General features: G+C 65.8%; 7 protein-coding genes. 6 read left to right on the top strand and 1 reads right to left on the bottom strand.

Going from position 1 to position 14,273, the window contains the following annotated elements; translation table 11 throughout:
• The first annotated feature begins 1 nt into the window (after position 1).
• The 6 genes from C725_RS02805 (at position 2) to C725_RS15630 (ending at position 12,188) form a co-directional block, all read left to right on the top strand.
• A complete protein-coding gene (locus C725_RS02805; protein ID WP_008600022.1) occupies positions 2 to 1,312 on the top strand; it encodes a phospholipase A in 1,311 nt (436 codons plus the stop codon).
• Positions 1,313 to 1,502: 190 nt separating this feature from the next.
• Positions 1,503 to 2,651, top strand: coding sequence for an efflux RND transporter periplasmic adaptor subunit (locus C725_RS02800; RefSeq protein ID WP_008600021.1), 1,149 nt, complete (start codon positions 1,503 to 1,505; stop codon positions 2,649 to 2,651).
• 20 nt (positions 2,652 to 2,671) lie between these two features.
• Positions 2,672 to 5,950 carry an efflux RND transporter permease subunit gene (locus tag C725_RS15165; protein WP_008600020.1) on the top strand — a complete coding sequence of 1,093 codons (3,279 nt, stop codon included), beginning with the start codon at positions 2,672 to 2,674 and terminating at the stop codon, positions 5,948 to 5,950.
• Positions 5,947 to 7,449, top strand: a complete 1,503-nt coding sequence (locus C725_RS02785; RefSeq protein WP_008600019.1) for an efflux transporter outer membrane subunit — start codon at positions 5,947 to 5,949, stop codon at positions 7,447 to 7,449. Before C725_RS15165 ends, C725_RS02785 begins: the two co-directional genes overlap by 4 nt.
• A gap of 195 nt (positions 7,450 to 7,644) precedes the next feature.
• Positions 7,645 to 9,006, top strand: a complete 1,362-nt coding sequence (locus tag C725_RS02780) for an NAD(P)/FAD-dependent oxidoreductase (protein WP_149864518.1) — start codon at positions 7,645 to 7,647, stop codon at positions 9,004 to 9,006.
• Positions 9,006 to 12,188, top strand: coding sequence for an SDR family oxidoreductase (locus C725_RS15630; protein ID WP_008600017.1), 3,183 nt, complete (start codon positions 9,006 to 9,008; stop codon positions 12,186 to 12,188). The genes C725_RS02780 and C725_RS15630 overlap by 1 nt, the downstream gene beginning before the upstream one ends.
• A gap of 303 nt (positions 12,189 to 12,491) precedes the next feature.
• Here C725_RS15630 and C725_RS02770 read toward each other — a convergent pair.
• Positions 12,492 to 14,273, bottom strand: a 1,782-nt coding sequence (locus C725_RS02770) for a Tn3 family transposase (protein WP_038281383.1), incomplete at its 5' end; no start/stop codon positions are given.

Below are 14,273 nucleotides of genomic sequence, written 5' to 3'. Positions count from 1 at the left end.
CATGAAAAGCTTCTGCGTTTCTCCGCTGCGCGCCACGGCCATCGCGCTGGCCGCCATTGCCGTGCCGGGCCACGGCCGTGCCGAGGCTCCGGCGCGATCGGTGGCCGAAGCACCGGCCTCTATCCCCGCCGAACTGTCGGGGCTGGAGACGCTGCTCGGCCGTGTTCATCCCCCGGATGCCGAGGGCTGGACGCTGATCGAGGTGCACATGTTGAACCGCACGCGGGAAGCGCGGAGCGTGCCGATCCCCCGAACGGTCACGGCCGAACTGGATGCCGGGGCGCGCCAGACTTCGCTGCACCTGCTGGAAGGACAGGACCGCCTGATCGAACTGCCGCCCGGCGGTTTCGCCACGGTGCGCTACCGCTTGCGCCCGGCAGAACAGATGGCTGCCGGAACAACCATTTGGATCCCCGCCTGGCAGTCGCAGGCCGTGGCGCTGCTTCCCGCCGGGCGCTGGCGTCAGGCACCGGTGCTGGCGCAGGCTGATTCCGGCGCTACGCCATTGCCGTCGCCGGTGGGCGAACCCGGTCGCGAGGAGCCGGATCCCGCATCCGTCCCGCCACCGCCAACCGACCGCGCGACCGGCAACGCCTTTCTGCGCAATCTTTCGGCCTATGCGCCGATCTATGCTGTCTACGGCCCTGGCACCAACAGCGCCGTGCGGCTGCAGATCAGCTTCAAGTACCAGCTTTTCGGCGAACTTTCCGAAGGCAGCGAGGGGCGGGAATGGCTCAATGGCCTGCATTTCGGCTATACGCAGCGCATGTTCTGGAATGTGGAGGCGGATTCCTCGCCTTTCCGCAACATCGATTTTCAGCCCGAAATGTTCTATGCGCTCGACGCCGGCGAAATCGCCGATAATGTCCGCCTGGGCGTGCAGGCGGGCGTGCGCCATGAATCGAACGGCCGCGAAGGCAGCGAATCGCGCAGCCTGAATACGATCTACCTTCATCCGGCACTTTCGGCGCCGCTCGGCGATGGCTACCGCATCACCTTCGGACCGCGCCTCCGCGCTTTCGCCGGCGACCTTTCGGACAATCCCGACATTCGCGACTATCGCGGCAATACGGGCTTCTTCGCCGAACTGGGCAAGCAGGACGGGGTGCGCCTGTCGGCCTACGGCCGGGCCAATCTGGGCAGCGGCAAGGGCGCGCTCGAAGCGAACTTATCCTATCCGCTCGACAGACTGCTGGGCGGCGGGCCGGACCTGTATCTCTTCGGTCAGGGCTTTGTCGGCTACGGCGAAAATCTGCTCGATTACGATGTCCACACGACGCGCTTTCGCGTCGGCTTTGCACTGGTGCGCTGAATGTTCTGGGGCAGCGGGCGCCCAGGCCAAGCAGGAGAATTTCTGGTGTTGTACTTCGTCTCGGCCTTGGCGCTGCTTGTCACCGCCGTTCCGTCCAGGTGGCGATCCGGCCACGCCTCTCGACCGGGGGGGACGGCCGAGATGGTCTGTCGTCGCCTCTACTCTGACGTCCCTTACCGCGAGGAGCGCAATGCCCGAGCATTTCGATCGCAATGGCCGTGATGCCGGGCTTCGTCCCTATCAAGCCCGTCAACGCTGCCAAGCCTTCGCCCGGCGCCCGAAACTGCCCGGGCTGGCCTGCGCCCTCGCCTCTCTCGCCGCACTGGGGGCTTGCGGCAGCGAACCTGAGCCGCAGCCGCCGGAGAGTCGGCCGGCCAGGCTCTACACGCTCGATGCGACCGATGACCTGCGCACCTTCCGGTTTCCCGCCGTCGTCGAGGCGGCACGCGAGGCCGGGCTCTCCTTTTCCAACCAGAGTGGCCGGGTGGAGCGTCTGACCGTCGAACAAGGCGATTTCGTGCGCCGCGGCGAGATCATCGCGGTGCTCGATCAATCGCAGATCCGCGAGGAAATTCAGCAGGCGGAAAACCATGTCGAACTGGCGCGGGACGCGTTCGAGCGCGCCCAGGCGCTGATCGAGGCGGGCGCGATCGCGCGCGCCGTCTACGAGCAGCGGCAGACCGAGCTAAATAATGCGCAAAGCCAGCTCGAAGCAGCGCGCGAGCGATTGAGCGACCGCGTGCTGCGCGCGCCGTTCTCGGGAACGATCGGCAGCCGCCAGGTCGAGCTTTATGAATATGTCACGCCGCAACAAACCATCGTCACCCTGCAAAGCACCGGACCATCGAAAGCCGTCGTGCAGGTTCCCGCGACAATGCTCGGCCGCGATCGTTCACTGGTTTCGGCAAGGACCCGGCTGATCATGGATTCGGCGGAGGATGTCGTCATCCCGGCGCGTTTCGATTCGATCGGCCGCCAGACGAGCCCCGGCTCGCTCACTTACGAGGCGGAATTCACCTTCACCCCGCCGGCGGGCGTCACCGTGTGGCCGGGCATGACCGGCACGCTGGTCGTGGCGGTCGAACCCGGCGGCGGCGACGCGCCAGGTCCGGAATTGGCCGTGCCGATCACCGCGGTGGACGAATTGGGCCGCGAGACCTTCGTCTGGGTGGTGGATCCCGAAACCCGCGCGGCACGCCGGCGGATCGTGGAACTGGGTGAGGGCGTAGGCGAGTTCGTGCCGGTGGTGGAAGGCCTGCGCCGCGGCGAAACCATCGTGGCGACGGGCGCGGCGAACCTCGAAGAGGGCACCAAGATCCGCCCCCTCGATCTGAACTGAACACCTGGACCCGAACCAACATGGCCTTCAACCCCGCCGTCTTCAGCATCCGGCATCGCCTGCTGACGAATGTCTTCATCCTGCTGGTCATGGGGGCGGGGCTGCTCGCCTATAACGGCCTCTCCCGGTTCGAGGATCCGCAGTTCACGATCCGCCAGGCGGTGGTGGACACGCCCTATCCGGGCGCCACGCCGATAGAGGTGGCCACCGAGGTCACCGAACAGCTCGAGCGCGAAATCAGCCAGATGCAGGAGGTGAAAGAGATCATCTCCACCTCGCAGGCCGGCAATTCGCGGATCGAGGTGGAAATCGAATATGAATATGCCAGAAACCAAACCGAACTCGACCAGGTCTGGACCGATCTGCGCAATCGCGTGAACGACGCGGGCAGCCTGCTGCCGCCCGGCGCCGGGCCGTCATCGGTCAACGACGATTTCGGCGACGTCTTCGGCCTGTTCTATTTCATCACCGGCACCGGCTATTCGCCGGCGGAGCTCTACGCTTACGCGGAGCGCCTGCGCACCGATTTGAGCGCGGTCGAGGGAGTCGGCAACGTGGTGCTCGCGGGCGAGCGGCCCGAAACCTTCTATGTCGAGATCTCGCGCGAAAGGATCGCGCAGATCGGGGTTTCGGTCCAGCGGATCTACGAAGGCCTGTCGGAACAGAACCTGGTCGAGCCGGCCGGAGAGGCCCGGGTCGGACCCCTGCGCCTGGAAATCAATCCCAGCGGTGCGATCAGCTCGGTTGAGGAACTGCGCAACCTGCCGGTCTCGACCAACCAGGAAGGTATCGTGGTGCGACTGGGCGAGATCGCCTCAGTCGAGCGCGGCTATGCCGAACCGCTCGACCAGTTGATGCGATACAATGGCAAGCCGGCGATCGGCTTGGGCGCTTCCAACGCAACCGGCACCAATGTGGTGGAGGTGGGCCGGCTGATCGACCGGCGCCTGGCCGAGACGCTCGATGAGCGGCCGGTGGGCATGGAAGTCCACGAATTCTACCACCAGGGCAGTGTGGTCTCGGAATCGATCGACGCATTCCTCGTGAACGTGGCAACCGCCTTCGTCATCGTGTTCGTCGTGCTGCTGCTCTTCATGGGCTGGCGGCCGGCGCTTATCATCGGCGCGGTCCTGTTGCTGACCGTGGCCGCCACCCTGGGCGTGATGTATCTCCAGGATATCGCGATGCATCGCATCTCGCTGGGCGCGCTGATCATCGCGTTAGGCATGATGGTCGACAATGCGATCGTCATCGTGGAGGGGATGCTGAAGAGCATCCGGCGGGGGGAAAGCCGGCTGGAGGCCGCACGCTCCATCGCCAGGCAGATGCTGTGGCCGCTTCTTGGCGGAACGGCGATCGGCATCATCGCCTTCGCGCCCATCGGCATGGCGCCCGGCCAGGTCGCAGAATTCATGCGCGACCTGTTCCTGGTGGTGATGATCTCGCTGCTCGCCTCCTGGGTGTTCGCGCTGACCGTGGCGCCTTACCTTTCCGACTTGCTGTTCGAGAGCAAAGCGCACGCAGCCAGAGCGGAGGACTTCGACGAGGCGGACACGCGGGATACAGCGGACGGCCAAGGCACGGCCGAAAGCGGAGTCTTCGCCCGCGCCCGAGCAGCGCTGGCGGTTGTAGGCGATCGTCTGTCCGGCTGGCGGCGAGACCTGCGCGCTCGGCTGCCCGGTTCCTGGACGGGAGACGAAAACGGTGAAGGTGGCGGCTTCGGCAGCAGGCTTGAGGGGTGGTACCGGCGCCAGCTCACCTCCGCGCTGCATCATAAAAAGCTGGTGGTGCTGGCAACGGCCGGAATGTTCCTGCTGTCTGCCTTCGGGTTCACTTATGTCGAGCAGGGTTTCTTCCCCGCTTCGACCACGCCGCACATTCTGATCGATTATCGCCTGCCGGCCGGCAGCGCGATCGAGCGCACGAGCGAGGATCTGGAGCGCATGGAGCGCCGCCTCGCCAGACTCGACAATGTCGCCGGACTCCAGACCGTCGTCGGCTCGGGCACGCTGCGCTACAAGCTCACCTACATTCCCGAACCGCCCAAGCCCTGGTTCGGGCAGGTGATCGTGCAGCTGCAGGACGCATCGAACCTCGATCGCCTGCAGGTCGAGCTGCAGCGCGAACTGACCCGTGAATTCCCGCTCGCCCGGATCAAGGTCTGGCTCTTCAAGCTTGGTCCGGGCGGGCAGTCTGCGGTGGAAGCGCAATATTCTGGTCCCGATCCCGAAACGCTGCCGATCCTGGCGCAAAGGGCCAAGGCAGTCATGGCCGACGACCCTTATGCCATCATGGTCAAGGACGATTGGGGGCAGGCGGTGCCGACCATCGTCCCGCTCTATGCCGAGGCGCGCGCGCGGCGCCTGGGCGTCAGCAGGCAGGCCGTTGCGCAGGCGCTCGAGGCGAATTTCTCCGGGCGCCGGATCGGCACCTTTCGCGAAGGCGACGACCTGATCCCGATCGTGGCCCGCGCACCGCAAGACGAAACAAGGCAAGCCACTAATCTGGAAACCGTGCCCGTCTTCAGCGCCAGCGGCGAGACCGTGCCGCTCGCCGAGGTGGTCGAAGGCATCGAGACTCGATGGGACCAGGCGATCCTCAAGCGGATCAACCAGCGCTGGACGATCAATGCGCAGGCTGATCCGGGCCCGGAGGATACCGCGTCCAAACTGCTGGACCGGGTCCAGCCGCAAGTGGAGGACCTGCCCATCCCGCGCGGCTATGATCTCAACTGGGACGGCGAGTACGGCGATCAGCAGGAGGCGGTTTCATCTCTCCTAACGGCGCTTCCTTATGCCGGCCTGGCCATGGTGCTGACACTTATCCTGCTGTTCAATGCGCTGCGACAGCCGCTGGTGATCCTGCTGATCGTGCCGCTGGCGATCATTGGGGTGACGATCGGGCTGCTGCTGCTGCAGGTACCGCTGGAATTCGTCGCCATCCTGGGTGTGCTGTCCCTGTCCGGCCTGCTAATCAAGAACGCCATCGTGATCGTCGATCAGATCGATCTGGAGATCGCAGGCGGGAAGGACCGCTTCCAAGCGATCGTCGATGGTACGGTCGACCGTGCGCCGCCGGTCGTTCTCGCCTCGCTCACAACCGTTTTGGGCGTCATCCCGCTCTATTTCGACGCATTCTTCAAATCCATGTCGGTGGTGCTCGCCTTCGGCCTCAGCTTCGGCACCATCCTTACGCTGATCGTTGTGCCGGTGCTTTACGCCATGTTCTTCCGCATCAGCGCCGATCGGAAGGAAGACATGCACAAAGCCGCATCCCGCCAGGAGGAGGCCAACGCATGAAACCTCTCGTTCGCACCGCTTTAATCGCCGGGGCGGTTTCGCTGGCCCTGTCCGGCTGCGCCAGCGGCGACAGTGTTGGCAAAGGCGCGGTGGAAAGCGCACGCGCCGCCCTGCCCCAGGTTCCGGAGCGCTGGCGGGCGATCGCCACCGCCGCGGGTCCGGTGGAGAATGGCTGGGTCCGCGCGTTCGACGATCCGCGCCTGCTGGCGCTGGTCGAGGAGGCGCAGGCCCGCAGTACCGACCTCCAGACGGCCGTGGCTAACGTCCAACAGGCGCGGGCGATGGCGGCGATCGCCCGCGCTGGCCTCTATCCGACACTTTCGGCCTCGGCCGCCATGACTGCCTCGCGGATCGAACTCGATCTGGAAGGGCTCACCGACGGCATCGGAATGGATGCGGCGCAGCTTCCTTCTTCGATCACCAGCGAGGGCGTCGGTGCAAATTTGGGGGCGTCGGCCAGCTGGGAAGTGGATCTATGGGGCCGCATCCGCGACGGCTATTATGCTGAGCTGGAGAACCTCGCCGCAGCCCGGGCCGATTTTCGCGGCGCGCAGCAATCCGTGGCAGCCTCGGTCACCCAAGCCTATCTGACCACGATCGAGGCCGCAGCGCAGCAGGAACTGGCGGAAGAGACGGTCGAAACAGCCGCGACGCTTTACCGGCTCGTCTCGCTTCAGGTCGAAGTGGGCGAGATCGCCGCCGCCGAGCGCGCGCTCGCCCGGGCGGAACTGGCCAGCGCCAGGAACGGTCTGGCCCAGGCGGTGCGCAGCCGCAGGCAGGCGATCCGCGCGCTCGAAGTGCTGCTGGGGCGCTATCCGGCCGCCGAACTCGGCAACGGAGCCTATTTCCCCGAAGTGCCACGTCCGCCCGGTGCGAGCGTGCCGGCGGCGCTGCTCGAAAGACGGCCGGATCTGTATGCCGCCGAGCGCCGCGTCGCGGCGGCGCTTTATCGGGAAGAGCAGGCCGACAAGGCGTCGCTGCCCTCGCTCAGCCTGACTGGCATGATCCAGCTCATCTCGCAGACGCTCGACGGTATATTCGATCCGGCTGCCACTCTCCTGAGTGCCGGCCCCGGGCTCAACGTGCCGCTCTTTTCGGGCTGGGAGGAGGTGGCGCAGGCGGAACTGGCGGATGCCCGGGTGCGAAGCGCTGTCGCCAATTACGAAAGCGTCGCCCTCCAGGCCTTTCGCGAAGTTGAAAACAGCCTCGATCGCGGCGCCACCCTGCGGCTGCGCCACGAAGAGCTCACCATCCGCGTCGAACAGTTGGAGCGCCGCTATGAGGTCGAACTGCTGCGCTATCGCTATGGCGAGAGCAGCCTTCTCGACGTGACCCAGATCCGCCAGAGATACCTGACCGCGCGCACCGACCTCGTGCAGGTAGAGCGCGCACTGCGCGACCAGTTCATCGAACTCAATCTCGCGCTTGGCGGCTGGTGGGCGGAGAGCGTGGAGCCGATCGGGAGCATTGTCCTGACAGAGCAGGATCAAGGAAGCTGAAAGGAACGCGCCCGGAAGCGCTGCACGGCCCGGCGCTCGCGGCACGATGGTAACCGGGAACGATTGGGGTCACGCGAGTTGAACAGAACCGGGTCGTTTCGTTTTCCGGCAGGACCTGGTAGCACCGGTCGGCGCGGGCAGGCCCAATCGCAGCCCGCGCCCGGCCCGACGGAAGAGAGATCAGAAATCTTGCCGATGACGACCGAAACTGCCTCTCCTCGTGCCGGCCGTTCAGCGAAGCCGGGACAAGGCATGCCGGCAGACAGACCCAGGATCGTCATCGTCGGCTCCGGCTTCGGCGGCATGGCCGCGGCGCGGGCGCTGCGTCGCGTATCGGCGAAGGTGACGCTGGTCGATCGCACTAATCATCACCTGTTCCAGCCGCTGCTCTATCAGGTGGCCACCGCCGCGCTCTCGCCCGCCGACATCGCCACGGCCAATCGCGTGCTGCTGCGCGGCAGTTCCAACATGCGCGTGCTTATGGCCGAGGTGACGGGGATCGACACCGCAACCCGCGCGGTGCTGCTGCGCGACGGGCGCCGGCTGCCTTACGATTACCTCGTCCTTGCCACCGGGGCGGCTTACAGCTTCTTCGGGCACGATGAATGGCGCGAGCACGCAATGGTGCTCAAATCGCTGGAAGACGCGCTCGCCATCCGCGCGCGGCTGCTCGATGCGTTCGAGCGGGCCGAGCAATCGAGCGATCCGGCCGAGACCCGCCGCCTGCTGACCTTCGCCATCGTCGGCGGCGGCCCGACCGGCGTGGAACTCGCCGGGACCATCGCCGAGCTTGCCCGCACCACGCTGGCGCGCGATTTCACCTGTATCGACCCGCAGGGCACCCGCGTCGTGCTGTGCGAGGCGGGCGAGCGGCTGCTTTCGGCCTTCGATCCGGCGCTCTCGGCCTATGCGGCGGACGCTCTCGCCTCGCTTGGCGTCGAGGTGCGAACCGGCACGGCCGTGGAGGCGATCGATTCCACCGGCCTGATGCTGGGCGAGGAGCGGATCGATGCGGGCGCGGTGCTGTGGTGCGCGGGAACCGAGGCGCGCCCGGCCGCCCGCTGGCTGGGCGCCGAGGCCGCCCGCAATGGCGCGGTGCAGGTCGAGACCGATTGTTCGGTGCCCGGCCATCCCGAGATCTTCGCCATCGGCGATGTCGCCAGCTTCGATGGGGGCGAGGGCCGTCCATTGCCCGGTCTGGCCCCGGTGGCCAAGCAGCAGGGTGCCCATGTCGGCCGCCTGCTGGCCGCGCGTGTCGCCGGCCGGAGCGAGCCAGGAGCTTTCCGCTATCGCGATCACGGCACCATGGCGGTAATCGGCCGCGCCCGTGCGGTGGCCAGGCTTGGCGGGATGCAGCTCAAGGGGTTTGTCGCCTGGCTGGCCTGGTCGCTGGTGCATCTGCTGCTGCTGGTGGATTTCCGCAGCCGCTTGCTGGTCTATGTCAACTGGTCCTGGGCGTGGTTCACCTATGGTCGCGGCGCCAGATTGCTGATGCGCGAAACGCAGGCCGCCCCTCATTCGTTACCGACCGACGAGATCGGAATCGGAGAGCCGTGATGGCTGGCAGATTGCGGTTGAAGCCGCTCCACCAGCAGGTGATCGTCGTCACCGGCGCCAGTTCGGGCATCGGTCTTGCCACCGTGCGCCAAGCGGCGGCGGGCGGCGCGGCGGTGGTGCTGGCGTGGCGCGACGGCGAGGTGCTGGCGCGCATCGCCGGCGAGATCGAAAGCGCGGGCGGCCGGGCGCTGGGGGTCCCCACCGACGTCGATGACGAGGCGGCGATGAAGGCGCTTGCCGAGGCCGCGGTGACACGGTTCGGGCGGATCGACAGCTGGGTCAACAATGCCGGAATCGCCGTGCATGGCGATCCCAGCGCGCTTTCCACCCCCGATCACGAGCGCGTGCTGCGGACCGATTACTGGGGCACGGTGTTCGGCTCGCTTGCCGCGCTGGCGCATTTCCGCGCCCGGGGCGGAGCCGAAGCGATCATCAATGTCGGCTCGATCGCTTCCGACTTTTCCTCGCCGCTGCTCACCGTCCACAGCGCCACCAAGCATGCGGTGCGCGCCTATACCAACTCGCTGAGGCTAGAGGTGCTGGCCAGGCGCGAGCCGGTTTCGCTGACGCTGGTGAAGCCGAGCATGATCGGCACACCGGGCATTCACGAACATGGCCGCGACCTGGGTGACTGGCAGCTTGCCATGCCGATAGCCTATGCGCACGAGATCGTCGCCGACGCCATCCTTACGGCCGCCACCCGGCCGCTGCGCGAGGTGACGGTGGGCTCGGCCGGCATCCTCGCCACCGCTTTCGCACGCAGTTTCCCTGGGCTTTACCAGCGCTTGGCGGCACGGGGCAGCGATGCCATGAAGCAGGCTCGCCAGCGCCCCCATGCCGACAGCCTCTATACGCCGATCGCCAACGGCCGGGTGCGATCGGACATCTTTGTGCGCGAGACCAGCCTCGCCACGGCGCTGGAGACGCGGCCCGCAATCAAGATTGCAGCGAAGGCGGGCGCGGGCCTGCTCGCCGGGCGCGAGCGGCGGTGCTGCCGGGCAGAACGCGCTGAAAGGCCTGGTCACCGTGTGCGACATGGTGCTGATGGGGCAGCCCGAAATCTACTTTCAGTACCAAGAGGAGCTTTTCGGCCCCGAGGGGCAAGTGACCGATGCCCGTACCGCGGCCTTCCTCGATCGCTGGGTCGAGCGCTTCACGGGTTGGATCGCGCGCACCGCCGAACCGCGCACCGATGCTCAGGCGGGCGAGGAAGCGGAGGCGAGATGACTTTGTCGCTGCCGACCGACGCTCCACCGGCATCGGGCGGTGACCGAATTCAGCAGCGCCGACGGAGTTGCGCCTCGGTGCCGTCCATTTGGCGAGACGAGTTCGGGCCTGCAGACTGCCCGGGCACGGAAGGCGGCAATTCGCGCTTCCGGATCGGTTGTGCGGTGTCGATCGGGCTCACTGGCCGGCAATCTCCCGCAGCGGCGGACCGCTACGATATGAACGAGGCGCTCCAGCAAATCCCGATAGGATCTGTGTCCCCTCGCGCGGATTCGCCGCGGCGCGACGGCAGCGCCCGCTCGGTGCGCGCGCTTCGCCGTCCGGCGATGCCGCGCTTGATGGCGGCGCTGTGGACGATGCTTGCGACGGTTGCGGCGCTGCTCGCCCTTGCCGCGCCGGCATCGGCACAGCTCGCGCCCGAGCCGGAGAGCGACGCCGCGGCCGCTCCCACCGATCCGATGGGGCGCCTTACCCCGCGCGGAACGGTGACCGGCCTGATCGATGCGCTGGCCGCGCGCGATTATGCCCGCAGCGCCTATTATTTCGATCTGCCGCTCGAGGACGATTCGGAGCAAGCGGAGCAAGGCGCGCAACTGGCGCAGCAATTCCAGGCGGCGCTCGATCACGGCGGAACGCTGCTGTCCTTCGCGGCGCTTTCCAATCAGGCGAGCGGCCGCATTGATGACGGATTGTCCGTCGATGCCGAACAGGTAGGCGCGTTCGGTGGCGAGGAGGCCGTTCCGATCCTCCTGAGCCGCAGCGAAAGTGCCGATGGAACCCCGATCTGGCGCATCTCGAGCCAGACCATCAACGCACTGGAAAGCGAGGGTCCTCCCGCCGACGCGCTGGACCAGCCCGCCGATGCCGATGCCGTTCTCGTGGCGGGCGCGCCGTTGTCCGACTGGGCGCTGCTGCTGGGGATCGCAGCGGGCAGCTTCGTGGTGTTCTGGCTGATCTCGGCGGCCATCCTCGCGGTGATGCGGGCGACGATCGCCGATCGCGAGAAGAGTTCGTTCTACCGTTTCACCAGTGCGGCGCTGCCACCGTTCAGCCTGCTCCTCGCGGTGATCGGCTTCCAGTTCTGGGCCGAGAGCGTGGAGGCGTCGATCGTCGCCCGGCAGACCTTGCAGCGCTATATCGGCATCATCGCCTGGGTAGCGCTGGCCTGGTTTCTCCTGCGGCTGGTCGACGCGGTCGCGCAGGTCACCAAGACGCGCCTGGAACGCCAGGAGCGGCGGCAGGCGGTGGCGATGGTCACCCTGTTGCGGCGAAGCGCGAAGATCCTGCTGTTCATCATTGCGGTCGTGGCCATCCTCGACACGTTCGGCGTCGATGTCACCACCGGCATCGCCGCGCTCGGCATTGGCGGCATCGCGCTGGCGCTGGGCGCGCAGAAAACGATCGAGAACCTGGTGGGCAGCGTCAGCGTGATCGCCGATCGTCCGGTTCAGGCGGGCGATTTCTGCCGGGTGGGCGACATGGTCGGCACGGTGGAGGATATCGGCATCCGCTCGACCCGGATCCGCACGCTCGAGCGCACCGTGGTCACCATCCCCAATGGCGATTTCTCCTCCCAGAAGATCGAGAATTTCGCCAAGCGCGACCGCTTCCTGTTCAATCCCACGATCGGCGTCGAATACGGCATTTCGGCCGCCAAGCTGCGCGAGGGCATCGGGATCGTCGAACAGGTGTTGAGGGAGCACGATAAGATCGACAATGACGGCGCCCGCGCATGCCTGGGCAATTTCGGCGAAAGCTCGCTCGACATCGAGGTGTTCTCCTACATCACCGTCGGCGATTTCACCGAGAGCGTGTTCATCCGGCAAGAGCTTCTCCTGGCTATCTTCGGGCGGCTGGAAGCGGCCGGGCTGGCGATCGCCTTCCCCACCCGGATGGTCCATCTGGTGCAGGATTCGCCAAAGGAATCGGCACGGGAATCCCAAACCCGGACATAAGGCAGTCCGCGGTAGATCCCCCGCCGTTCTCGGTGCGCCGGCGCCCTTCGTGAAATGGCCCATGCGCTTGTCCGTCAGTTGGGCGAAGCCGCGGAACGGGACAAAGCATCAGAGAAGCTGGGTATAAGCCGCCGTAGGTTCAGGTCGCCTCTGCCACATCTTGTGCGACCAAATTCCACTTCATCTGGAGGAAATTCGCGGGCTCAGACGGGGACGTAGAAGGTTATTCAGCGGAACAAGAGATTGAGGGCATAGCGTTGATGGTACGCTAAACAACGCTAAGGGCGAACAATCAGCGAACACTCAGGCTGCGCGGCTATCCGGCGGGAGATTGAGGGCCTTGCGGCCAGCGGAAGCGGCTGCACGATCCCAGAGGAAATCGCCGGAGAAAGCAATATGCTCCCAACCTACGGGGGAGGTATGGGCGAGGAGATCATCAGGCACCGGGACCAATGTTGATCGTAGATGCTGGGCTGCGGCGTCCATGTAGATCGTGTTCCAATAGACGATCGCCGCGATGACCAGATTGAGGCCGGATGCCCGATATTTCTGCGCCTCATGGCTGCGGTCGATGATACGGCCCTGGCGGAATGTGTAGATCGCCTGCGTCAGAGCATGGCGCTGCTCGCTATTGTTGAGGCCGGCATGGCATCGCCGGCGCAGATCGGGATTTTCCAGCCAGTCCAGCATGAACAGCGTTCGCTCGATCTTCCCGATTTCCTGAAGAGCGACGTCGAGCTGGTTCTGCCGTTCGTAGGCGGCGAGCTTTCGCAGCATGACCGATGGTGCGACATGGCCGGCCTTGATCGACCCTACGAGGCGTAGCACGTCGTCCCATTGCTCACCGATGATGTCGGTGCGGATACGCTTGCCCAATAGCGGAGCGATGGACGGATAGGCCATGACCGATGCCATCGGCGCGAGCCGCCTGTCGGGAAAGTCGCGCAGGCGCGGGCAGAAGCGAAATCCCAGCATGGCGCACAGGGCGAAAACATGATCGGTCGCCCCGCCGGTGTCAGTGTAATGCTCGGCGATTTTCAGATCGGTGCCGTGGGTAGTGAGGCCGTCGAGGACATAGGGCGCCTCATGCGTCGCCGCTGAGATCACGTTGACGTGATAGGGCGCGCGCTGATCGGAAACATGGGTGTAGAAGCTGGAGCCATGATCGACGCCATAGCGGGCGTTGATGTCACCCCCCGATGCGCCGCGTTTTGCGCCCCTGAAGAACTGGCCATCGGAACTGGACGTGGTGCCATCGCCCCACACCCGCGAGAATGGTAGGCAGTGGTGTGCGTTGATGAGGACGGCCAACGCCGCGCGGTAGCTATCGTCGCGGATATAGGCGTCATGGGTCCACAGGAGCTGGTCGCGCGTGACGCCTTGGCTCGCGGCCGCCATGCGCGACAGGCCAAGATTGGTCGCATCGGCGAGAATGGTGGCGAGCAGGGCGTTTTCATTTGGACACGGCTCGCCGGTGCGCAGGTTGGTGAACGCCGCAAGAAAGCCGGTTTCCTGCGCCACCTCATGCAGCAGCTCGGTGATGCGAATGCGTGGCATCATGGCATCAAGCCGGTCAGCCAGCATCTCGGCGTCAGGCATCGCGATCGTGCGAACGGGTGATATCTGGAGGCGGTCGTCGCGGTATCGCACACCCTCCAGAGCGTCGCGCTTCAGGCGCTGGGCAAATTTCTTTAGCCGCCAGTCCAGTTCGCGCCCCCGCTGTTCGAGCCATTCGCCGGCTGTGGGTGGAAGGCCGAGAGCCGACACGATCGGCTTGGCTTTCGGTTCGCTGAGCAGGTAGCTGTCGAACCGGCGGTATCCCGCCGATCGTTCCACCCAGATATCCCCGGAACGCAGCTTGTTGCGCAGATGCGCGATCGTCGCGATTTCCCAAAGCCGCCGGTTGATCTTGCCGTCATCGCCCACGACGATTTTCCGCCATTCCTTGCGGAAGGGCATCGGAGCGTCGGCAGGCAGATCGCGTTTGCCCGACCTGTTGAGGTCGCGCAGCATCTCGATAGCGGCGATCGTTTTCGCGCTGCCCTTTCCAGCCCTGAAGTGGAGCGCTTCAAGCAAGTCGGGGGC

This window comes from Pacificimonas flava, from assembly GCF_000342165.1.
In the GTDB taxonomy this organism is placed as follows: domain Bacteria; phylum Pseudomonadota; class Alphaproteobacteria; order Sphingomonadales; family Sphingomonadaceae; genus Pacificimonas; species Pacificimonas flava.
Note: the sequence above shows the minus strand (reverse complement) of the source record. Positions and strands in the feature narration are given on the sequence as shown.

What these genes read in the sequence shown, in the direction of transcription:
- C725_RS02805 (WP_008600022.1), top strand. Translation starts at nt 2, where the DNA reads ATGAAAAGCTTCTGCGTTTCTCCGCTGCGCGCCACGGCCATCGCGCTG.
- C725_RS02800 (WP_008600021.1), top strand. Translation starts at nt 1,503, where the DNA reads ATGCCCGAGCATTTCGATCGCAATGGCCGTGATGCCGGGCTTCGTCCC.
- C725_RS15165 (WP_008600020.1), top strand. Translation starts at nt 2,672, where the DNA reads ATGGCCTTCAACCCCGCCGTCTTCAGCATCCGGCATCGCCTGCTGACG.
- C725_RS02785 (WP_008600019.1), top strand. Translation starts at nt 5,947, where the DNA reads ATGAAACCTCTCGTTCGCACCGCTTTAATCGCCGGGGCGGTTTCGCTG.
- C725_RS02780 (WP_149864518.1), top strand. Translation starts at nt 7,645, where the DNA reads ATGACGACCGAAACTGCCTCTCCTCGTGCCGGCCGTTCAGCGAAGCCG.
- C725_RS15630 (WP_008600017.1), top strand. Translation starts at nt 9,006, where the DNA reads ATGGCTGGCAGATTGCGGTTGAAGCCGCTCCACCAGCAGGTGATCGTC.